This is a genomic window from Bacillus sp. MUM 116, from assembly GCF_001866655.1.
In the GTDB taxonomy this organism is placed as follows: domain Bacteria; phylum Bacillota; class Bacilli; order Bacillales; family Cytobacillaceae; genus Neobacillus.
In genome coordinates this window covers 1-21,621 of the sequence record NZ_MLYR01000039.1, presented here as the reverse complement: position 1 = coordinate 21,621, position 21,621 = coordinate 1, and the positions used below count along the sequence as shown (strand labels likewise).

Below are 21,621 nucleotides of genomic sequence, written 5' to 3'. Positions count from 1 at the left end.
CGATAGCACCGAAGGGGGAAAACTTGATGCAAGCAATTTCTAATCAAAACGTGGTTGTTTTAAAAGAAGAGGGTGTTACCTTACCGAAAGGATTTAAAGCAGGCGGAATGCATTGCGGGATTAAGAAGGAAAACCTGGACTTAGGCTATATCATTTCAGAAACTCCTGCCACAGCTGCCGCTGTATATACAACAAATGTTTTTCAAGCAGCACCATTAGTCGTTACACAAGAAAGCATTGCGAAAGAATATAAAACCAAGGCTGTCCTTGTCAATTCAGGGAATGCCAATTCGTGCACGGGTGAACAGGGTATAAAAGATACGACGGCAATGCAGAAGGCTTTCGCTAGTCAATTGGGAATCCCTGAACACCTGGTTGCAGTAACTTCCACAGGAGTGATTGGCGAATTGCTGCCAATGAAAAAAATCCATTCTGGAATCAAGCAAATCCTGAATGAAGAAAATGCAGCAGAAGAAAACTTCATGCAAGCGATTCTGACAACGGATACTTCTGTAAAGCAAATCGCTGTTCAAATTCAAATTGACGGGAAAACAGTCAGCATTGGCGGTGCTGCAAAGGGCTCGGGTATGATTCATCCAAACATGGCAACCATGCTTGGTTTCATCACAACGGATGCAAATATTGCTTATGAGGATCTGCATTTTGCCCTTAAAGATGTAACAAACCAAAGCTTTAATATGATTACCGTTGACGGAGATACAAGCACCAATGATATGGTATTGGTTTTGGCCAACGGACTTGCCGAAAACAACCAATTAACAAAAAAGCACCCTGATTGGGATTTATTTGTAAAGGGTTTAAAAATGGTTTCCAAAGAACTTGCGAAAAAGATTGCCCGAGATGGAGAGGGGGCAACAAAACTAATTGAGGTAGTCGTTGATGGTGCCAAAACTCAAGAGGAAGCAAGCATTGTCGGAAAATCAATTATTTCTTCAAGCTTAGTTAAAACAGCCATCTTTGGTACTGATGCGAACTGGGGAAGAATTGTTACAGCAATTGGTTATAGCGGTGTTCCAGTGGAGCCCAATGCGGTAAAGGTAGCGATTGGGCCTTATCAAGTATTCGAAAACGGCTTGCCTTGCCCATTCGATGAGGCGGAAGTTAAAAACTACTTAGAGCAAGAAACGATTCAAATTTATGTTGAATTAAATCAAGGAGACCAAAGTGTTACGGCCTGGGGATGCGATTTAACCTATGATTATGTCAAAATCAATGGATCCTACCGCACATAGAGGAGGTCGCAATTGTGAAGTATTTAGTCATTAAGTGTGGCGGGAGTGTCTTAGAAAATCTGCCAAGATCGTTTTATGAAGACATTGTACAAATTCATGAATCCGGTGAATGGACTCCGATTATCGTCCATGGCGGGGGACCACTCATTACTGGTTTATTAAAAAATTTAAATGTCGAAACCACCTTTGTGAACGGCCTGCGGGTAACAAGCCTCCAGGTTCTAGATGTAGTAGAAATGGTATTAAGCGGATCTGTAAATAAGCAAGTTGTAAGAAACATTATAGAGGCTTGCGGCAATGCCTATGGGGTCAGCGGCGTAGATGGCTCTCTATTAAAAGCGAAACCGGTAGAAAATTCCGAGGTAATCGGTTTTGTCGGTGAAGTTGTCGATGTGAACAAAAGAGTAGTAGAAAACATCATTCATCAAGGATATATACCCGTCATTTCTCCAATCGGTATCGATGATAACGGACAGCGTTATAACATAAATGGAGATATTGCCGCTAGCGCCGTTGCGAAAGCGTTAGAAGCAAGCCTTTGTTTTATCAGCGATATTCCAGGAATCTTAATTGAAACAAATGGTGAAAAAAAGAAGCTTGATCAAGTATCGAAAGCGGCAGTGGAAGAACTGATTCACAATCAAACCATCTATGGTGGAATGATTCCAAAGGTTACCGCTGCGATTGACGGACTTGTTCATAATATACCTGAGGTTGCCATCCTTAATGGCTTTGATAAAAATAGTCTAATAGACTATGTAAATGGTAAAAAAATTGGTACGAAAATCGTTTTAGAAGAGGAGATTGTGTCATGACCAATAATACTTCCGTTTCCCTTGAATCGCCGCTAATGGCTACATATAATCGTTTCCCGATCACCTTGGTTAAAGGGAAAGGAAGCTATGTATGGGACGACAATGGAACCCAATTTCTAGACTTCACCTCTGGCATTGCCACATGTAATCTCGGTCATGTCCCGGACGCGGTGAAAGAAAAACTTGAAGAACAAGTGCAGAATCTATGGCATTGCTCCAATCTCTATCACATACCGAATCAACAAGAGCTTGCTGCTCTTTTAACCGCAAACAGCTGCGGCGATCAGGTTTTCTTTTGCAACAGCGGCGCGGAAGCGAATGAGGCGGCCATCAAACTGGCACGGCGATATGCACAAAAGGTAAAAGAGAAGGACGACTACGAAATTGTTACTTTTCAGCAGTCTTTTCACGGACGGACATTAGCAACTCTTTCAGCGACGGGACAAGAAAAAATTCAGCAGGGTTTTCTCCCGTTGGTCCAGGGTTTCCGCTACCTGGCCTATAACGACAATGAGGCGATTGAACAGATTGCGGAAATCAAACCCGCTGCTGTTTTACTCGAGCTTGTGCAAGGTGAGGGCGGAGTCATTCCGGCCGACAAGGAATGGGTGAAAAAACTTGCGCAAATTTGTGAAGCAAACGATATTTTGTTGATGGTTGACGAAATCCAAACAGGTATCGGTCGGACCGGTACATTATTTGCCTATGAGCAATATGAAATCGAACCGGATGTCATCAGTGTAGCGAAAGGCTTAGGTTCAGGTTTTCCAATTGGGGCGATTATCGCAAAAGAAAAGGCGGCAAAAGCATTTGATCCTGGCAGCCATGGCAGCACGTTTGGAGGGAATCCATTGGTAACGGCTGCTGGAGTTTCAACAATCACTCAGATTGTTAACAGTACTTTATTAAGTCATGTTGGAGAAATATCAACTTATTTAGATGAAAAGCTTCAAACCTTAAAAGAAAAGTATTCCTTTATAACTGATGTTCGCGGTAAAGGTCTTTTGAAAGGAATTGTCGTTGAAGTGAACGCTGCGGAAATTGTGCAAAAAGCAATTGGCGAGCAGCTTCTGATTCTTACAGCGGGGCCAAATGTGGTTAGGGTTCTTCCGCCGTTAACCGCTACAGTAGAAGAAATCAATGAATTTATCACAAAGTTGGAAAAGGCATTCCAAAGTATATAGAAGGGCGAGTGAGTAATTTGGAGCAAGGATATCTTACTTTGGAAACTGGAGAAGTTTTTGAAGGAGTTTTAATTGGGGCAAAAAAGGACACTCTTGGAGAGGTCGTTTTTAATACAAGTATGACCGGTTATCAGGAAATTATCACGGATCCATCCTATGCAGGGCAAATCATTACCTTTTGTTATCCAATCATCGGTAACTATGGTATAAACGCCAAGGACGATGAAAGTGTCCATCCGGCCCTTTCAGGAGTAATCATCGGAGATTTATGTGAAACTCCGAGTCACTATCAGTCAATCAGTAAATTCTCAGAAAAGCTGATGGAGGCAGGCGTTCCCGGGATTGCAGGGGTAGATACAAGATTATTAGTCAAAACGATCCGCAGCCGCGGAACAGTAAAAGGCTTTTTAAGCTCTAAAAAGGTGGAAGGCATTGCTTCAACCGTAAATGCTCCTCTTTGGGTAGAAAAAGTATCGACGAAAAAAATTCAATATTTCAAAAATGTTGGTCCGCATGTCGTATTAATGGACTTCGGATTTAAAAAATCAATCTTAACAGCATTATTAGCTGAGAATTGCTCGGTAACTATTGTCCCTTACAATACTCCATTTGAAAAAATTAAAGCCTTGAATCCGGACGGTGTTCTTATTAGTAACGGCCCTGGTGATCCAATGGAGTTAAAAAAATGGTTCCCGGAAATTAAAAAGATTAGTCAGCACTTTCCGACATTGGGTATTTGCTTAGGACATCAGCTTATCGCTCTTGCCTTCGGTGCCAAAACGGAAAAACTTCCTTATGGACACCGCGGCGGCAATCATCCTGTAAAGGAATTAATGACCGGAAAAGTGAAAATCACTGCACAAAACCATGGCTATGTTGTGGTCGATAATAGCATTAACACAGATGAATTTGCTGTAACCTATCGCAATGTCAATGACAAGTCGATTGAAGGATTGAAGCACCACAGCTATCCCATTCAAACGGTTCAATTTCATCCGGAAGCACATCCGGGACCAAGCGATACAGCACATATCCTAACCGAGTTTGTAAAAGAAATTACTTCTTTGGGAGAGACACGTTATGCCGTTAAATAAAAATCTAAAAAAAGTTCTCGTCATTGGCTCGGGCCCGATTGTAATCGGCCAGGCAGCAGAATTCGATTACGCGGGAACACAAGCATGTATAGCCCTTAAAGAAGAGGGAATTGAAGTTGTTTTAATCAACAATAATCCGGCGACCATCATGACGGATGAAACGGTTGCTGACAAGGTTTATATTGAGCCGTTAAATGTTACTGCAATTGAAAAAATTATTATTAAAGAAAAACCGGACGGGATTATCGGAACACTTGGCGGCCAAACCGGGTTAAATCTGGCTGTTCAATTATTTGAAGAGGGAATTTTAGAAAAATATGGTGTGGTGCTCTTAGGAACTCCCGTTGAATCGATAAAAAAAGGCGAAGACCGTGAAAAATTCCGTAATTTAATGATTGAAATCGGGGAACCAATTCCTGAATCTGCGATTATCACTAGCTTTGAGGAAGGCGTACAATTTGTTAAAGAGATCGGCTACCCTGTCATTATTCGTCCTGCTTATACCCTTGGAGGGGATGGCGGAGGTTTTGCCCATAATGATGAAGAACTCGAAATCGTTCTAAAAAAAGGATTAGCTGCAAGTCCGATTCATCAAGTGCTGGTAGAGAGAAGCATCAAAGGCTGGAAGGAAATTGAGTATGAAGTTATGCGTGACGCAAATGATACTTGTATCATCGTCTGCAATATGGAAAACATGGATCCAGTTGGGGTTCATACCGGTGATTCAATTGTTGTCGCTCCATCCCAAACCTTGACAGATGTACAATACCAGATGCTTCGCAATTCTTCGGTAAAGGTTATTCGAGAACTAGGGATTATCGGCGGCTGTAACATCCAGTTCGCTCTTCATCCGGAATCCAATCAATATTATATTATCGAAGTAAATCCAAGGGTAAGCCGTTCATCTGCATTAGCATCAAAAGCAACCGGCTATCCAATTGCCCGGATGGCGGCAAAATGCTCGATTGGCTACCATTTAGATGAAATTGTGAATCCGATAACAGGGAATACATTTGCTTCCTTCGAACCAGCAATTGATTATATCGTTGTCAAACTGCCGCGGTTTCCATTTGATAAATTCCCAGAAGCAGACCGCACATTAGGTACGCAAATGAAAGCAACCGGGGAAGTAATGGCCATTGACCGGACGTTTGAAGGGGCATTAAATAAAGCGATTCGCTCGATGGAAATGAATATTTTCGGGCTATGCACAAGCACATATCAAAACATAGATGAAGCTGCCCTGTTTGAAAAGCTAAAGACAGCTAATGACCAGCGTCTTTTTGTCATTGCTGAAGCATTTAAAAGAGATCTTTCTTTTGGGAAAGTTCAAGAACTTACCCAAATTGACCCGTGGTTTTTATATAAAATTTGCTTAATTGTTGATTTAGAGAAGGAATTAGCCTCGTACAGCTGGGGTAATGTACCAACTTCCTTGTTAAAAGAAGCGAAGCGGAAAAATATTTCTGATAAACTGCTATCACAAATTTATGATATTCCGGAAAAACAGATCAGACTGAAATGGAAGGTTTTAAACTGGAAACCAGGGTATAAAATGGTTGATACTTGTTCGGCTGAATTCGATGCGGTTACACCTTATTATTATTCCACTTGGATGGGCTATGACGAGGTGGAAGTGTCCAACAATCAAAAGATTCTCGTCATTGGATCAGGACCGATTCGTATTGGACAGGGAATTGAGTTTGATTACTGCTCCGTTCATGCTGCTAAGGCCCTTAAGAAAATGGGCTATGAAGCAGTGGTTATTAATAATAATCCAGAGACTGTTAGTACGGATTATTCGGTTGCTGACCGCCTTTATTTTGAACCGCTGGCAGCAGAGGATGTGCTCCATGTCATTGAAAAAGAGAATGTAGAAGGAGTTCTTATTCAATTTGGCGGGCAAACAGCCATTAATTTGGCACATAGTTTACAAGAAGAAGGAATTAAAATCCTTGGAACACCTGTTGTAAATGTCGACAGTCTGGAGGACCGAAAAGAATTTTATCAGCTTCTTGAAGACTTGCAGATTCCTCATATCGAAGGAGAAACGGTCATGCATGCTGAAGAGTTAGCAGCTGCTGCAGAAAAACTGGGCTATCCTGTGTTGGTTCGTCCATCCTATGTAATTGGCGGCCAATCGATGTTTACGATTTTTTCAGAGGAAGAACTCCAACGGTATATCTGGCAATTACAGGAAAATTCGCAAAAAAGTATGTGGCCTTTATTAGTAGACCGCTATTTGCCGGGATTAGAATGTGAAATTGATGTCATTAGTGATGGAGTAAATATTGTCGTTCCGGGAATCTTTGAACATATTGAAAAAGCCGGGGTTCATTCAGGCGATAGTATCTCGATTTTTCCGCCGATTTCAATGTCCAGTTCTGTGAAAGAAACGCTTATTGATTATGCGAACCGAATTGCAAAGTCAGCTTCCATTGTTGGAATGATGAACATCCAATTTGTTGTCTATGAAAATCAAGTATATGTTCTGGAAGTAAACCCGCGTTCATCAAGAACAGTGCCAATTATTAGTAAAGTGACTGGTGTACCGATGATTGAATGGGCGGTAAAGGTTCAACTTGGTGTTTCTCTAGCTGATATCAGCGTAACATCAGGGCTGCTGCCGGAACCAAATTATTATTCTGTAAAAGCACCGGTTTTTTCATCCACTAAATTAAAAGGTGTCGACCATGTCCTAGGGCCGGAAATGAAATCAACGGGTGAAATACTCGGTTTAGGTGCAAGCTTTAAGGAAGCACTGGCCAAAGCAACACCTGCCAAAAACCAGGATGAAGAGCAATATATTTTCTGCTCGATTTCCGATCGTGAAAAGCCTGAAAGCTTGCCGATTATTCAAGGGATGGTAAGTAAGCAATATAAAATTGCTGCAACGGAAGGGACTGCCGTTTTTCTTCAAGAGAATGGTATTGCAGTTGATACTGTCATAAAGGATGAAAAAGATGTAAATGAACTATTCCGCAGCCAAAAGGTAAATGCGGTAATCAATATACCAAATCAGGGACGAAACAAGCTGAAATTTGGCTTTTATATCCGGGAACAGGCTACTCGCTACAATGTAAAAGTATTTACTCATTTAGATACAGTTGAAGCGATTATGGGACTTGGAGATCAAGGATTGTCAGATTTTGAAGTTCTTACCGTAAGCGAATATTATAAAATTGGGATAGAGGTGTAATCGATGATTGAGACAATGCAAAAAAATAATGCAAAACAGTTTAACTTTAAAGGAAAAGACTTTTTGCAGCTATCAGATTTTACTACAGAGGAAATTCTGTATTTACTAGATGTCGCCGTGGAACTAAAATCTATGCAAAAGCAAGGAAAGCCGCACCCGTATTTAAGCGGCCAAGTATTAGGAATGGTTTTTGACAAGTCCTCAACACGTACAAGAGTTTCCTTTGAAGTAGGGATGATGCAGCTGGGTGGCCAGGCAATCTTTTTAAGCTCGAAGGATAGTCAGTTAGGAAGAGGGGAAATCATTTCAGACACGGCGAAAGTGCTTTCCCGCTATGTGGACGCATTAATGATTCGTACCTTTACCCATGAATCGATTGAGGAATTTGCCCATCATGCCGATGTTCCGGTTATCAATGGCTTAACAGATTTACAGCACCCAACCCAAGTGATGGCAGACCTGCTTACCATTCTTGAACACAAAGGCAAGTTAGCCGGATTAAAGATGTGCTATATTGGCGACGGGTATAACAATATGGCCCATTCCTTGCTTGAGGGGGCGCTAAAGGTAGGAATCGATATCAGCATTGCCAGCCCTGACGGATATATGCCAAATCAAGAGATTGTAGAGAATGCGGAGCAGATTGCGAAAGAAACAGGCGCCCAAATTAAGATTACCAATAATCCGATTGAAGCCATCCAAGGTGCGGATGTTGTTGTAACAGATGTCTGGACCAGCATGGGGCAGGAAGCTGAATCAGAAAAACGCCTAAAGGATTTTGAAGGCTTTCAGGTAAACCAAGATCTATGTAAACATGCAAAAAATGATTTTATCTTTTTACATTGTCTGCCGGCACATCGCGGGGAAGAAGTCACTGCAGATGTAATTGACGGTCTTCATTCAGTAGTTTTTGATGAAGCAGAAAACCGCTTACATGCGCAAAAAGCGATTTTAAAAGAATTCTTGCAAAAATAGTCTTTATTTTTTTGAATATTGATGTATAATAATACTATCAAATGAATTTAAATACAAAGATGATGCGAGGAGAAATAGATATGGCAAAGGAAAAAATCGTATTAGCCTATTCAGGCGGTTTAGATACATCAGTTTCAGTTAAATGGATTCAGGAAAAATATGGTTATGATGTTATTGCTTTAGGTCTTGATGTAGGGGAAGGAAAAGATCTTGAAGCAATTAAAAATAAAGCATTAAATGTTGGCGCGATAAAAGCGATTATGATTGATGCAAAAGAGTTACTAGCAAAAGAATATATTTTACCAGCTTTAAAGGCTAATTGTTTATATGAAGGTAAATACCCACTATCTTCTGCAATTTCAAGACCATTAATTTCTAAATTATTGGTTGAAGTGGCGGAACAGGAAGGGGCAGCTGCCGTTGCACACGGCTGTACTGGTAAAGGAAACGACCAAGTTCGTTTCGAAGTATCCATTCAAGCCTTAAATCCAAACTTAAAAGTTGTTGCTCCTGTTCGTGAATGGGGAATGACTCGTGACGAAGAAATCGAATATGCTGAGAAAAACGGAATTCCTATTCCAGTTAATTTAGATAACCCGTTCTCCATAGATGCAAACATTTGGGGCCGCGCTTGCGAAGCAGGTGTTTTAGAAAACCCATGGAACGAAGCACCAGAAGCAGCTTATGATTGGACGAATCCAATCGAAATGACTCCGGATGAAGCTGAGTACATTGAAATTGAATTCGAACAAGGTGTTCCAGTTGCCATTAACGGTGAAAAACTCCCATTGGTTCAATTGATTGAATCTCTTAATCTATTAGGTGGCAAGCATGGTGTAGGCCGTATCGATCATATTGAAAATAGATTAGTGGGAATTAAATCAAGAGAAGTCTATGAAAACCCAGCAGCATTAATTTTAATTAATGCCCATAAAGAATTAGAATTTTTAACCTTGCCTCGTGAAGTAACTCAATTTAAGGCACAAATTGATCAGCACATGGCAAAGATTGTATATGAAGGCCTTTGGTATTCACCATTAAAAAATGCTCTTGATGCATTTATCGATGAAACTCAAAAAGTGGTTTCTGGTACAATCCGCGTGAAGCTTCATAAAGGCAACCACACAGTTGTTGGCCGTAAGTCTGTACACAGCCTATATAATGAAGAATTGGCAACTTACGCAAAAGGCGATGCTTTTGATCACAATGCAGCGGTTGGTTTTATTAAACTTTGGGGTCTGCCAACAAAGGTATACTCTGAGGTGAACAAAAAAGAGCATGTAGTAAAATAATTTTGAACTTTTAAGTTTACAATAAACTTTGAGCCCTCGAAATCTTTCGGGGGCAATCTTGTTCATATTTTGAGGGGGAGCAGCAATGTCGAAGCTTTGGGGCGGCCGTTTTACAAAGGAAACAAATAAGCTCGTGGAGGAATTTACAGCCTCTATTTCGTTTGATCAAAAGTTAGCATTAGAGGATATTGCGGGAAGTATGGCGCATGTGCAAATGCTCGGGGAGTGCGGCATTATACCGCAAAAGGATGCGGAAGCGATTAAACAAGGGCTTCTTTCCATCAAAAAAATGGTTGAAAATGGGGAAGTTGAGTTTTTAGTAGAAGATGAAGATATTCATATGAATATAGAGAAACTATTAATTGAAAAAATTGGTCCTGTCGGTGGCAAACTGCATACAGGCCGAAGCAGAAATGACCAAGTTGCCACGGATATGCATCTTTATTTGCGGACGAAAACGACTGAATTGATTACACTGGTTGAGAATGTTCAACATGCATTAGTCGAGCAGGCAAAAATTCATGTTGAAACATTAATTCCTGGATACACACACCTGCAGCGCGCGCAGCCTGTATCGTTTGCCCATCATTTAATGGCGTATTTTTGGATGTTTGAACGTGATAAAGAAAGATTAATTGATAGCTTAAAAAGAATAAATTGGCTGCCGCTCGGATCAGGTGCTTTGGCCGGAACAACCTTCCCAATTAACCGTGAAAAAGTTGCGGATCTGTTAGGGTTTGAAACGATTTATCCAAACAGTATGGATGCGGTAAGTGACCGTGATTTCATTCTGGAATTTCTTTCAATCGGATCAATTATCATGACCCATATTTCGCGTTTTTCTGAAGAGCTTGTGATTTGGTCAAGCCAGGAGTTTCAATTTGTTGAACTTGATGACTCTTTCTGTACGGGTTCGAGTATCATGCCGCAAAAGAAAAACCCGGATGTACCGGAATTACTTAGAGGAAAAACGGGAAGAACTTATGGAAACTTAATTGGACTGCTAACGGTATTAAAAGGACTTCCTCTTGCCTACAATAAGGATCTTCAGGAAGACAAAGAAGGTATGTTTGATACGGTTGAAACCCTTGAAGGCTCATTAAAGTTATTAGCTCCAATGATTGAAACCATGACTGTCAATAAAGAGGTAATGCGTAAGGCCATTAATAATGATTTTTCCAATGCGACCGATATTGCAGATTATTTAGTGCGTAAAGGTTTGCCATTCCGTGAAGCGCATGAGGTCATTGGGAAAACGGTGTTATATGCCATTCAGCATGGAAAGTTTTTGCTCGATTTATCGATTGAGGAATACCAAGAATTCAGCTCATTATTTGAAGAGGATATTTACACTGTCTTGGCTCCGGAGCATGTGGTTGCTGTCCGCAATAGCTTTGGCGGCACCTCTCCTGAACAAGTTCTTGGACAAATTAAGCTAGCTGAAGGAAAATTGCAAAAATAACGTAAAAAAGCCGGATGTTGATTCCGGCTTTTTTTTATAATCTTTTCCAGTTCTAGAGGAGAATTTTCAAAAAAGATTGACAGCTTTATTGGAATCAACTACAATTTCATTCATAACATGGTAAATTCAAGTAACAATTTTATAAATACTCTTATCCAGAGCGGCGGAGGGACTAGGCCCAATGAAGCCCGGCAACCTTCAAGGTAACCCCTTGAAAAGGTGCTAATTCCTGCAGGTTATATTTAACCTGAAAGATAAGAGGAGGACAATGCCCTCTTCTTATGAAGAGGGTTTTCTTTTTACCAATTTTTATATCGGGAGGGATTTATGATGGCAATAAAGGCAGCAATTTTAGGATTTGGAACGGTAGGAGAGGGAGTATATCGAACGATTCAATCCCATGAAAAGGAACTCGAGACTCTTTTGGGAAAGAAAGTAGAAGTTGCAGCCATTCTCATTCAAAACAAGCAAAAAGATAGAAATATCGAAGACAATGTTCTTGTTACAACGGACTACAATGAGATTATAAATCTTTCACAACTTGATATTGTAGTAGACGCCATAGTAGGTAAGGACCCAGCCTTTAGCTATTTAAAACAAGCGATTGAAAGAGGCTGTCACATTATTACGGCGAACAAAGAAATGTTTGCCCATCATGGAAAAGACCTGCTGGCTCTTGCCAAGGAACACAGTGTATCGGTTGGCTTTGAAGCAACAGTAGCCGGAGGAATCCCAATCATTCAAACATTACGGCAATTGCTAAAGGTTAATCGCGTTCAGCAAATCCAAGGAATTGTAAATGGAACATCCAATTTTATTTTGACGGAAATGCGCGAGAAAAAGCAGTCATTCCGAGAAGCCTTAAAATTAGCCCAGGAAAAAGGATTTGCGGAGGCAGACCCTACTAATGATGTCGAGGGCTTTGATGCATTTTATAAATTAATGATTTTGAGCAGAGTGGCTTTTGGGGCTGAGCCAGACTGGAATGAAGTTGAACGTGTTGGCATTACTTCCATTACAAGTGAATTAATTGAGGTGGCAAACGAGCTTGATTTTCGGTTTAAACATGTTGTTAGTATCCACAAGGATGGGGATAGGCTAATTGGAAGTGTAAGGCCGGTGCTCATCGGCAATTCACATCCATTCTTTCATGTGGAAGGAGTAGAAAATGCGGTAAATGTATTCTCTGACATTGTTGGGAGAATAACTTTGCAAGGTCCTGGAGCGGGAATGTTTCCGACAGCCAGTGCAGTCATTGAGGATTTAGTGTATGCAGGCAATCGAAATCAGCAGGAAAAGCACCTGGATAAACCTGTCCCGGATGCTTTCCCCCTTACTAACGGTTCATTACATGATTTTTATCTTTTAAATGGTGTAAATAAAAGGGATTTATCTGCATCGATCAGCATTACGGAACAAGTAGCTGATCAAACTTTTATTGTAGAAACCGTTCATGAGGAGATTTTACGATTAATTCAGGAGAATTCATCCATCCGTTATTATCCCATTTTGGATGGAACCCAAACCCTTCTAAACAGAAAAGAACGCAAAACTGTTACAGTTTAATATTTATTTTTAGACAGCAATCTCGAAATGAGATTGCTGTCTTCTTTTTTTAAAATGATATAAAAACCCATCACACAAATGGGAAATAGTCTAGTCCAAATCACACCCTTGTACATATTGTGTAAAAGCTATATTAAAGCGGACTAGATTTAAGACAAAAGAAGGAAAAGGGGTGCACCATGGCAGGAAACATAGCTGAGCGTTTAATCTACGATATAAAAAATTCATTTACTTATGAATTTATGATTAAGCCAGGAAACATTCATCAAGTTGATCAACAGTCAAGAGAAATTCCAGTGAACAGCAACGGTAAAAATTATATTATCGGCCCTGCAAGGGGAGAAGAACAAAAGGATTCTGGAATATACGTCTCTGTTGGTATCAATGGAGTATCTGTCTATGAACATACAAAAAACAATATCTACGCCACTTTGGTTTATGAAGCAACAATAAGTGATTGGGTCCATGTGGCAGTTGTCTATAAGGAGAAAAAACCGTATCTATTTATAAATGGTACGATGGTAAAAGAAGGAGAAAAAAGTTTGAAACAATATGTTTATCCTTCAGGCTCCATTAGTGTGCCGCCGGGTATGTTCTTTAATGGAGAAATTAGAGAAATAAGGATTTGGGATCATAGTAGAAACGAAACACAGTTGAAAAGATATATGAATACTAGATTGAGAAGGAAGCCAAACGGCTTGTACACTATTTGGCCGAAGAATAAGACCGAAAGGAACAATAAAGAAACATTATCGGCAAATAACACAGAAAAAACTAAAAGCCAAATCAAAGTTGAAGAGAAAGAAAATTTAAAGAATCAGAAGGAGACAAAAAAGGAAAACAAACGACAGAACCAGAGTTCTTCTGATGAAAAGGATCAAGATTTAATAAATGATCAGGAGCAAAAAATTAAGGTTAGTATCATTATTCCATCCTACAATAAATATCCTCTAAATTTATTTACTCTTTATTCACTTGAAAACCAAACATTCAATCCAAATCAAATGGAAGTAATCTTCATCGATGATGCATCCACTGATAAAACCGAAGAATTCATCCAAAACTATCATCCGCCATACCCATTTAAATATATACGGAATAATGAAAATCTAGGAAGATCCAAGGTTCGGAATATAGGAATTAAATCCTCCAGCGGGAGCATTCTGATATTTTTAGATGCTGAAATGCTTGTTGATCCTGATTTTGTCACCAATCATGTTAAATATCATCAAGCAAAAGACAATCTTATTATGTCAGGGGTCATGTACTCAAAGAATATAAATACCTGTATTTTTCCTGAATTTGATTCAAAAAAACTCTCAGAAATTGCTGAAATGGTTAAAGATAATAAAAATCTTTACCGGCAAATCAATAATTATAAAAAAACAGCTTCTGAGCCATTTCCCCTCATCACCAAAAGTGACGTAATGAATCAAGCTTTTGGGGAGTTAATTAAAGAGGTGAGCTACTGGTATCAAAATATTACCCGACACTTTGGAACCGACTTAAAAAGCTTTGAATTTCCATGGATGGCCTTTCTGACAGGTAATGTATCTTTAAAAAGAGAGTTACTGGATAAAGTGGGGATTTTTGATGAGGAATTTGTGAAATACGGTTATGAAGACTGGGAATTAGGATATCGCCTGTATAAGGGCGGAGCCAAGTACATCAATGCAAAGGATGTAGTATCCTACCATCAAGAGCATCCAATTGGGGAAAATAAGTGGAAAGAAGCAATCGAGAATTATCATTTATTTATTAAGAAACATAGTGATGTGGATGTTCTTATCCTTGGGTTGGAGTTATCGAGGATTGCAAATCTAAAGACAATGAATCTAATTTTACAAGAATATAACAAACTGGTTGAGTCTTACGGTAATAATTCGAAAGCATTTCAGGCTAGATTCACGACTATACTTGAAACAATTAATATTTTACTAAAAGTAGATATTCGTCATTTTAATATATTAGGTGCCGTCGGGTTTGGAAAGAACGAAATAAATGATTTAAAGTCTGACCTTCGCAAACTAAAAAAACTAGGGAAATATGAAAATTTGGCTAAATTCATTGATAAGGTGATTGCTTCATAAACGAGCGGGAGGAGGGAAAAAATGGTTTCCATCATTACTTGTACGATTAGAGATGAATTTATCGATAATGTATTTAAAAATTATCAACAGCAAACATGGAAGGATAAAGAGTTAATTATCATTCTCAATAAAGATTCTATGGATATTGACACATGGAAAGAGAAAGCAGCAAATTACCAAAATGTACGCGTTTTTCAGCTTCATGAAAAAGCAACATTGGGAGATTGTTTAAACTTTGGCGTTCTAAAAGCAAAATATGATATCATTGCAAAATTTGATGATGATGATTTTTATGGTCCCGAATATATTTCGAGTTCCATGCTAGCCTTTGAAGATGAGCAGGTATCGATTGTCGGCAAAGGTTCATACTATATTTATTTTAAAAATAAAAAAGCCTTGGTCTTAGTCCCAGGCACAGAAAATTCAATCTCTGACACTGTTGCCGGTGCTACGTTGATGTTTCGAAAAAAGGTTTTTGAAAAAGTTCAATTTGAAAAGGTAAATCGCGCGGAAGATTACTTTTTCATCGATCAATCTAAAAAAGCCGGTTTCAATGTATATTCAGCGAATCATTTTCATTTTGCCGTGGTCCGACATGATGCAGAAAAACATACTTGGAAAGTATCGGATGAGGATTTTATGGGGTGGGGGGACATCGTAGCTTATACCAATGATTTTTATTATATTGTTACTAACTACTACAAAACTTAATATGGTACCCATTGACAGGCAGTTTATTTTGCCTGTTTTTTTAAAATTGATAAAAATGAATGAAAATTCATTTATCCACGAGGCTATCCACATCAAAGGTCCTATTATATGAGTATTTCACATACTTATGCACATTATCCACAGGATTACCCACAAAAAATGTTAACAAATTATGAGAAGCGTTTCAAGTAAATAATATAAGCTGTTTGAGCGTTGAATCCACATTATCCACAATATCCACAAAAAGAAGCAGGGCAGCCTGCTTCTCTTTTAATAGAGTTTATTTGTTTCTATTTGTATTATTGGTATTTATACGCTGGTTAGCAGCATTTGCTCGTGCTTGTGCCTCCAAATCTGCCTGATCGGCTAATTCAGCAGAATATTCTACATCGATTCCATCTGATTTAAGATTTTTTGGCACTTGTGGAAGTGATGCTTTATTTTTATCACGAGATCCATGCCCACGTGAACGACCCATTACCAAAACCCCTTTCATTGTTAACAACTAGGAACCAACTTGGGTTCTATAATAGTTTTTACAATAAAGAATGGTCCATGAATGGAAAATGCATCATGAATAGGGAAATTTAACATTTGGCTTCGAGAATTGTCCAGCGCAAGCGTCCTGCCCCTTTAGGTCACAAGCCAATCCGTCCAAAAGATTAAAGAACAACCTTTCGGCCGGCTTGTCTTGTGCTATGCCTGAGGCTGAGCAAGGCGCTTCCGCTTTTCTTATAGCTTTGTCTTTCGATCAGAAAATCCGCCGGCGCGGTCTGCCATTTTAAATTCTCTTTGATAATTTACTTCCTGCATACTGGTTAAGGAATATTTTCCCCGATCCTTATCCTTCTTCTTTTTTTCCGCCATTTCTGCTCATTCCTTTCAACATATTTTGCTAATCGTCATTAAGCTTAGTGGATAATGTTAAGCACTTTATGTACTTATTCCCATTTTTACCTTTAAAGAAAAGATTGATACGGTTTATTTTCATTTCTTTACAATAATTCATGTAAAACATGGTAAAGTAGTGTTGAGGTGAACGAAATGGCTATAATCACGAAAATCACCACGCAACAGAAAAATCAGGACCGTTATAATGTATTTATGGATTACGGGAAAGGTGAAGAATTCGCCTTTAGCGTTGATAGTGATGTCTTAATTAAATTTCAGTTAAAAAAAGGTTTGGAACTTGATGATTTTTCGTTTCTTGAAATTCAATACCAGGACGATATTCGTAAAGCGTATCATCAAGCGATTCAATATTTAGCGAAAAGAATACGTTCTGAAAAAGAAATAAGAGATTATTTAACCCAAAAAGAAATCAATGAGCCCATTATAAACGAGGTTCTTCATAAATTAGCGGCACAAAAATATATTAATGACGAAGAATATGCTTATGCATTTGTCAGAACCCAAGTAAATACAACAGACAAAGGGCCTGACCTAATTTGGTTAGAATTAAAAGAAAAAGGAATAAAAGAAGGTTTTGCAAGACAAGCCCTTCAAGATTTCCCCTATGACCTGCAGATTGAAAAAGCCTCGACCCTTGCGAAAAAGTTTTTCGAAAAGAATACAAAGGATTCTGAGCGGATTGTAAAGCAAAAGCTTGAAGCCATGCTGCTTCGAAAAGGATATCCCTTCGGCATCATTCAAATAGCTGTTAATGAGAGCGAACTTGATAAGGATACGGATGCTGAAATGGAGGCTATCAGGTATCAGGGGGAAAAAATTTATCGCAAAAACCATCATCTTGATGGTTTTGAGTATCAACAAAAAATGAAGCAAGCTTTATATCGTAAAGGCTTTTCGATGGATTTGATTGAAAAGTTTTTAGCTGAAAAAGAAGAATCATGACAAAACTGTCATGATTTTTTGCTTTCTATAATAATCGAATCCTGATCCATTTGTTCAATGATGATTTCGGCCACTTCTTTTGGCGAGCGAAAACGGGATGGATCCTTTACATGGCTGCTATCGTTCCAGAACGGGGTATCCATTCCTCCCATATAAACAGCAGTAAAATGAATCTTGCTGCCCTCAAATTCTTTTTGAAGACTTTCCGTAAAGCCACGTACCGCAAATTTACTTGCAACATATACGGCTTCATTTACCTTGCCGCGGAGTCCCGCTGTCGAGATAATATTGATGATTTTCCCTTCACCCTGTTTAATCAAGCGGGGTAAAATGTTTTTGGTCATAAGGATGGTCCCGAGGACATTTGTACTAAGGATGTCCGTAATTTCTTGTTCTGTGAATTCAGGAAAAGGGCCGAAATGTCCAACTCCTGCATTATTAACTAAACCATAAATTTCATAAGTCCCGATCATTTCATCCACTCTTTTTGATACTTCTTCAGCATGCCGAATATCCAACTGGAGAAAATCTGCACTCCCGCCGGCAGCTTCAATTTCTTTTTTTGTGTTTACTAATTTTGATTCGTTTCTACCCGTTAAGAGCAGATGATAATTTTGCTGCGACAGTAACAAGGCTAATTCCTTGCCCAACCCGGAACCGGCCCCGGTAACAATTATGGTTTTCATGCGCCAAACTCCTTTATTAATTTAATAAAAATAATTATACTTAAAGTTGGTGATTAACGAAACTTTGGGAGTGGATTTACATGCACCAGGAGAAACGATACAGTGAATTGAGCGAACATGAATTACGCCAAGAAATAGCGGCTCTTCAGGAGAAAGCACGAAAAGCGGAACAAATGGGAATGGTAAATGAGTTTGCGGTTCTCGAAAGAAAAGTGCTGATGGCCCGTGCCTATTTAGTTGATCCGACTTCCTTTGAACCGGGTGAAATTTATGAGCTTGAAGGAGACCCTGGACAATACTTTAAAATTGATTATTTAAACGGGGTTTTTGCCTGGGGATACCGTCTTAAAGGTGAAGGAAAAGAAGAGGCTGTGCCGATTTCTATGTTAAAGTGGTTAAAATAAAACACAAACCAGAGAACGAATCTCTGGTTTGAATATTTTCTAAGATTGCTTTCTGGTTTGGCGCTTTAAAATGATGAGGTCTTGGGTAAGTTTGCTTTCGCCATTTATCTGAGAATGTTGGTGCTTCGCGCTAGCCCATGGAGTTGAAAATGGCTTATTTTGAAAAAATTTCTGGTTTCCCATATTAATGCCTCCCTAAGTTAAAATTTAGGTGTATCATTTTCGCGTTGACCAGAAGCCCGCATACGCTCTTGTGGATGCGTATTAGTGGTACCATCTGCTCTTTTTGAAGCATACTCTGCTTTTGCTCTTGGTTCTCCCTCTAACTTATTGTTATTTTGATTTGGGAATTTGGTCGCTTTGTTTCTCATGCTATACCTCCATATAAAGGAATGAGAAATCGTGAAAAGCAAAGTATCAAAAGATCAATGCTTACCACGTAACTATATTATTTGCTTAGTTCCATTCGGTTATGTTATAAGAAAATGGCAAAGGAGTGAATAAATGAACGAGTATCAAGAGCACCTTACCGAATATTTAATGTCTAAAAATAACCAACTAACCTATGATGAAGCTCGAACATGGATTGAGTTATTGTCGGATGACTTTGAGACAACCGCCGCAAAGGCAGGAAGAGACTATCTCGGCAGTGAAATGACAGAGCGGATTGTTCGGCAATGGATTGAAAATTATGGAGACAGGCTCCACGATTTTATTGCAACGAATCCAAAATATAAGGACTTTTTAAATAAAAAGCGATGACATAATAATGTCACCGCTTTTTTTAACTGGGTATAATACTCAACTTTTTCCGCAATTTCTTTTCGCTAAAGACCCATCCGGTGTAGGAACTGATACGGTTAAGGTCGCAATCCAATTGGACCACCGCGACGAAAGGATAGTGACCATTGCTCCGATAGCGAAGATCGATAAATCTTACCTCATAGAAATCATCGTATTCATCTACTTCCCAACGGTAAACAGGTGAGAAGGATAAGAACGCTGACAGGTTTTTGTCTTTTTTAGCGGCATCAATTACCGGTGTTTCAGGAACAGGAATCCTATTAAATAAATCCAAAATCTCTACTTTATCCTTAATAGCTTTACCGACAAAGAATTGTTTTTCGTTCATTGCCGCAATCCGCCACTGATGAAATTTCATGGTCGGGGCAATAATGATTTCCGTTGCGTCCGGTATGATTCTTCTGACCTCCGCCAACACTTTATTTCGAACGTAAAACCGCATAAAGTAATAGCCGATAATGACCAAATACATGGTTAAAAAAGTATAACCAGGGTTTGCTCCAAAAACCCAAATAAAAATTCCGATAACATGAATGGCAAAAATGTAGGGATCAAAAGTATTAATCACACCTAACGCCACCCATTTATTTGAAAATGGCCGAAGTGCCTGGGTTCCATAGGCATTAAAAATATCAACAAATACATGAAGAAATACAGCAAAAAATGTCCATGCCCATAAATGCAGCAGATTAACGGTTGGGAAAAATGGGTAAATCACTGCTAAAAGAACGAGCGGCCATAAAATGACTGCTGGTATGGAATGGGTAACACCGCGATGATTACGAATATAAATTGCATTGTTCCTTAACTTTAATACCGTATCAATATCAGGGATTTGCGAACCTGCGATCACAGCAATTAAAACACTTGATGTAGCGGCATGACTGCTTGCCACTACAGGATCAAGGGTTGCCAAACCTCCAAGAGCAATCCCCATAACAACATGAGTTCCAGTATCCAAAAGGAAGTTCCTCCTTTAAAAAATCAATTCTTGTCAAGAGAGCCAATATGGATTATCGTTATACAATGCATACTATTATATTCCCTCATTTTGTAGTGTTTAACAAGTTGGAGGCCCAAATGTAATGAAAAATGATCTAAATAATTTAATGGAAATAAATATACAAGAATTTCAAGATGACTTAATCACATGGTTTAAAAATGAGCAGCGTGACCTGCCGTGGAGAAAGGATCAAGACCCATATAAAGTATGGGTATCAGAAATCATGCTCCAACAAACCAGAGTGGATACAGTTATACCTTATTTTTTACGTTTTATCGAATGGTTTCCAACAATTGAAGACCTGGCAGAGGCGAATGGGGATAAGGTTTTGAAGGCTTGGGAAGGGCTCGGATATTATTCCAGAGTTAGGAATTTACATTCTGCAGTTAAAGAAGTAAAAGAAAAATATAATGGAGTTGTCCCAAGTTCCCCGAAGGAAATTTCCAATCTTAAAGGGGTTGGTCCCTATACCGCTGGAGCCATTTTAAGCATAGCTTATGGAATTCCCGAACCGGCGGTTGATGGAAATGTAATGCGGGTTTTATCAAGAATTCTTTCGATTTGGGAAGATATTGCAAAGCCATCTTCAAGAAAGGTTTTTGAACAAGCGGTAAGAGAGCTGATTTCACATGAGGATCCGTCAGCATTTAATCAGGCATTAATGGAATTAGGTGCATTAATCTGTACCCCTACCTCGCCATCGTGCTTACTTTGTCCTGTGCGTGAACATTGCCATGCGTTTGATGAAGGGGTACAAAATGTACTCCCAATTAAAACCCAGAAAAATAAACAGCGTGAGGTACAGCTTGCTGCTGTCGTTCTTTCAAACGAAAAAGGAGATTTACTTATTCATAAACGGCCGGAAACAGGGCTGCTAGCTAATTTATGGGAATTTCCTAATTTAGAAATTAATCATCCAATACAGAACAATCGAGATGAAATCGCCCGCCTATTCGAAAAAGATTTAAAGTTAAATGTTGCTATGGATAGGATGATTGGTCAAGTCGAACATGTTTTTTCCCATTTAATCTGGAACATTAAAGTTTATACTGGAAAAATTTCATCGGATTTCATTGAAAACACCGAGTGGAAATTTGTTTCGTTAGATGATACGGAGAACTATGCCTTTCCGGTTTTTACCCTAAAAATTATTAAGCTTTATAAAGATTATGAAAAAGAATGAACACCGTACAATGAACTGCCCCGTAAATGTTAGACACCAATCTAAC

Annotated in this window: 21 protein-coding genes and 1 riboswitch; of the genes, 15 read left to right on the top strand and 6 right to left on the bottom strand. The window is 39.1% G+C overall.

The genetic code is table 11. The features are described from left to right. The first annotated feature begins 26 nt into the window (after positions 1–26). The 11 genes from argJ (at position 27) to BIV60_RS11065 (ending at position 15,641) form a co-directional block, all read left to right on the top strand. On the top strand, positions 27–1,253 hold the full coding sequence (argJ, locus tag BIV60_RS11115; RefSeq protein ID WP_071355809.1) for a bifunctional ornithine acetyltransferase/N-acetylglutamate synthase: 1,227 nt from the start codon (positions 27–29) through the stop codon (positions 1,251–1,253). Positions 1,254–1,267: 14 nt separating this feature from the next. Beyond that, a complete protein-coding gene (gene argB / locus BIV60_RS11110; RefSeq protein WP_177177272.1) occupies positions 1,268–2,068 on the top strand; it encodes an acetylglutamate kinase in 801 nt (266 codons plus the stop codon). Next, entirely contained in the window at positions 2,065–3,252 is a 1,188-nt protein-coding gene (locus tag BIV60_RS11105) for an acetylornithine transaminase (RefSeq protein WP_071355807.1), read from the top strand. The genes argB and BIV60_RS11105 overlap by 4 nt, the downstream gene beginning before the upstream one ends. Before the next feature lie 17 nt (positions 3,253–3,269). Beyond that, positions 3,270–4,346 (top strand): carbamoyl phosphate synthase small subunit, encoded by a 1,077-nt coding sequence (locus tag BIV60_RS11100; RefSeq protein WP_071355806.1) that lies wholly within the window; start codon positions 3,270–3,272, stop codon positions 4,344–4,346. Further along, positions 4,333–7,545: a carbamoyl-phosphate synthase (glutamine-hydrolyzing) large subunit gene (carB, locus tag BIV60_RS11095; RefSeq protein ID WP_071355805.1), complete on the top strand. Its 3,213-nt coding sequence runs from the start codon at positions 4,333–4,335 to the stop codon at positions 7,543–7,545. Before BIV60_RS11100 ends, carB begins: the two co-directional genes overlap by 14 nt. Positions 7,546–7,548: 3 nt before the next feature. After that, positions 7,549–8,520, top strand: a complete 972-nt coding sequence (argF, locus tag BIV60_RS11090; RefSeq protein ID WP_071355804.1) for an ornithine carbamoyltransferase — start codon at positions 7,549–7,551, stop codon at positions 8,518–8,520. 80 nt (positions 8,521–8,600) lie between these two features. Then, positions 8,601–9,812, top strand: a complete 1,212-nt coding sequence (locus BIV60_RS11085; RefSeq protein WP_071355803.1) for an argininosuccinate synthase — start codon at positions 8,601–8,603, stop codon at positions 9,810–9,812. 85 nt (positions 9,813–9,897) lie between these two features. Further along, positions 9,898–11,274: an argininosuccinate lyase gene (gene argH / locus BIV60_RS11080; RefSeq protein ID WP_071355802.1), complete on the top strand. Its 1,377-nt coding sequence runs from the start codon at positions 9,898–9,900 to the stop codon at positions 11,272–11,274. Positions 11,275–11,422: 148 nt separating this feature from the next. After that, positions 11,423–11,535, top strand: a riboswitch (SAM riboswitch). 69 nt (positions 11,536–11,604) lie between these two features. Further along, on the top strand, positions 11,605–12,840 hold the full coding sequence (locus BIV60_RS11075; RefSeq protein ID WP_256218384.1) for a homoserine dehydrogenase: 1,236 nt from the start codon (positions 11,605–11,607) through the stop codon (positions 12,838–12,840). A gap of 179 nt (positions 12,841–13,019) precedes the next feature. Further along, positions 13,020–14,930 (top strand): glycosyltransferase, encoded by a 1,911-nt coding sequence (locus BIV60_RS11070; RefSeq protein ID WP_071355800.1) that lies wholly within the window; start codon positions 13,020–13,022, stop codon positions 14,928–14,930. A 21-nt stretch (positions 14,931–14,951) separates the two neighbouring features. Further along, positions 14,952–15,641, top strand: coding sequence for a glycosyltransferase family 2 protein (locus BIV60_RS11065; RefSeq protein WP_071355799.1), 690 nt, complete (start codon positions 14,952–14,954; stop codon positions 15,639–15,641). Between the two features lie 280 nt (positions 15,642–15,921). Here the strand turns inward: BIV60_RS11065 and BIV60_RS11060 are convergent, their stop codons facing one another. After that, complete coding sequence (locus BIV60_RS11060; RefSeq protein WP_071355798.1) at positions 15,922–16,119, bottom strand: YfhD family protein; 198 nt, start codon at positions 16,117–16,119, stop codon at positions 15,922–15,924. Between the two features lie 254 nt (positions 16,120–16,373). After that, positions 16,374–16,508, bottom strand: a complete 135-nt coding sequence (locus tag BIV60_RS28375; RefSeq protein WP_083402213.1) for a YfhE family protein — start codon at positions 16,506–16,508, stop codon at positions 16,374–16,376. 177 nt (positions 16,509–16,685) lie between these two features. On the opposite strand from BIV60_RS28375, the gene recX reads away from it, so the two are divergent. After that, the gene (gene recX / locus BIV60_RS11055; protein WP_071355797.1) at positions 16,686–17,495 is read left to right on the top strand and encodes a recombination regulator RecX; all 810 of its coding nucleotides are present in this window, start codon (positions 16,686–16,688) and stop codon (positions 17,493–17,495) included. 8 nt (positions 17,496–17,503) lie between these two features. On the opposite strand, the gene BIV60_RS11050 is transcribed toward recX, so the two are convergent. Then, positions 17,504–18,181, bottom strand: a complete 678-nt coding sequence (locus BIV60_RS11050; protein WP_071355796.1) for an SDR family NAD(P)-dependent oxidoreductase — start codon at positions 18,179–18,181, stop codon at positions 17,504–17,506. An 80-nt stretch (positions 18,182–18,261) separates the two neighbouring features. Here BIV60_RS11050 and BIV60_RS11045 point away from each other — a divergent pair, with 80 nt between their 5' ends. Continuing rightward, positions 18,262–18,585, top strand: coding sequence for a YfhH family protein (locus BIV60_RS11045; RefSeq protein ID WP_071355795.1), 324 nt, complete (start codon positions 18,262–18,264; stop codon positions 18,583–18,585). 39 nt (positions 18,586–18,624) lie between these two features. Here the strand turns inward: BIV60_RS11045 and BIV60_RS28370 are convergent, their stop codons facing one another. Both BIV60_RS28370 and BIV60_RS11040 read right to left on the bottom strand, forming a co-directional pair. Continuing rightward, positions 18,625–18,768, bottom strand: a complete 144-nt coding sequence (locus BIV60_RS28370; protein ID WP_083402212.1) for a YpzG family protein — start codon at positions 18,766–18,768, stop codon at positions 18,625–18,627. A gap of 17 nt (positions 18,769–18,785) precedes the next feature. Further along, positions 18,786–18,956 (bottom strand): small, acid-soluble spore protein K, encoded by a 171-nt coding sequence (locus tag BIV60_RS11040; RefSeq protein ID WP_071355794.1) that lies wholly within the window; start codon positions 18,954–18,956, stop codon positions 18,786–18,788. A gap of 133 nt (positions 18,957–19,089) precedes the next feature. Here BIV60_RS11040 and BIV60_RS11035 point away from each other — a divergent pair, with 133 nt between their 5' ends. Further along, positions 19,090–19,347, top strand: a complete 258-nt coding sequence (locus BIV60_RS11035; protein WP_071355793.1) for a YfhJ family protein — start codon at positions 19,090–19,092, stop codon at positions 19,345–19,347. 22 nt (positions 19,348–19,369) lie between these two features. Here BIV60_RS11035 and BIV60_RS11030 read toward each other — a convergent pair whose 3' ends face one another. Continuing rightward, on the bottom strand, positions 19,370–20,350 hold the full coding sequence (locus BIV60_RS11030) for a metal-dependent hydrolase (RefSeq protein WP_071355792.1): 981 nt from the start codon (positions 20,348–20,350) through the stop codon (positions 19,370–19,372). A gap of 124 nt (positions 20,351–20,474) precedes the next feature. On the opposite strand from BIV60_RS11030, the gene mutY reads away from it, so the two are divergent. Then, positions 20,475–21,575, top strand: a complete 1,101-nt coding sequence (gene mutY / locus BIV60_RS11025) for an A/G-specific adenine glycosylase (RefSeq protein WP_071355791.1) — start codon at positions 20,475–20,477, stop codon at positions 21,573–21,575. Positions 21,576–21,621: the final 46 nt, after the last annotated feature.

Coding starts and splice junctions, on each gene's coding strand:
- argJ (WP_071355809.1), top strand. CDS start 27: ATGCAAGCAATTTCTAATCAAAACGTGGTTGTTTTAAAAGAAGAGGGT.
- BIV60_RS11105 (WP_071355807.1), top strand. CDS start 2,065: ATGACCAATAATACTTCCGTTTCCCTTGAATCGCCGCTAATGGCTACA.
- carB (WP_071355805.1), top strand. CDS start 4,333: ATGCCGTTAAATAAAAATCTAAAAAAAGTTCTCGTCATTGGCTCGGGC.
- argF (WP_071355804.1), top strand. CDS start 7,549: ATGATTGAGACAATGCAAAAAAATAATGCAAAACAGTTTAACTTTAAA.
- BIV60_RS11085 (WP_071355803.1), top strand. CDS start 8,601: ATGGCAAAGGAAAAAATCGTATTAGCCTATTCAGGCGGTTTAGATACA.
- argH (WP_071355802.1), top strand. CDS start 9,898: ATGTCGAAGCTTTGGGGCGGCCGTTTTACAAAGGAAACAAATAAGCTC.
- BIV60_RS11075 (WP_256218384.1), top strand. CDS start 11,605: ATGGCAATAAAGGCAGCAATTTTAGGATTTGGAACGGTAGGAGAGGGA.
- BIV60_RS11070 (WP_071355800.1), top strand. CDS start 13,020: ATGGCAGGAAACATAGCTGAGCGTTTAATCTACGATATAAAAAATTCA.
- BIV60_RS11065 (WP_071355799.1), top strand. CDS start 14,952: ATGGTTTCCATCATTACTTGTACGATTAGAGATGAATTTATCGATAAT.
- BIV60_RS11060 (WP_071355798.1), bottom strand. CDS start 16,119: ATGGGTCGTTCACGTGGGCATGGATCTCGTGATAAAAATAAAGCATCA.
- BIV60_RS28375 (WP_083402213.1), bottom strand. CDS start 16,508: ATGGCGGAAAAAAAGAAGAAGGATAAGGATCGGGGAAAATATTCCTTA.
- recX (WP_071355797.1), top strand. CDS start 16,686: ATGGCTATAATCACGAAAATCACCACGCAACAGAAAAATCAGGACCGT.
- BIV60_RS11050 (WP_071355796.1), bottom strand. CDS start 18,181: ATGAAAACCATAATTGTTACCGGGGCCGGTTCCGGGTTGGGCAAGGAA.
- BIV60_RS11045 (WP_071355795.1), top strand. CDS start 18,262: ATGCACCAGGAGAAACGATACAGTGAATTGAGCGAACATGAATTACGC.
- BIV60_RS28370 (WP_083402212.1), bottom strand. CDS start 18,768: ATGGGAAACCAGAAATTTTTTCAAAATAAGCCATTTTCAACTCCATGG.
- BIV60_RS11040 (WP_071355794.1), bottom strand. CDS start 18,956: ATGAGAAACAAAGCGACCAAATTCCCAAATCAAAATAACAATAAGTTA.
- BIV60_RS11035 (WP_071355793.1), top strand. CDS start 19,090: ATGAACGAGTATCAAGAGCACCTTACCGAATATTTAATGTCTAAAAAT.
- mutY (WP_071355791.1), top strand. CDS start 20,475: ATGAAAAATGATCTAAATAATTTAATGGAAATAAATATACAAGAATTT.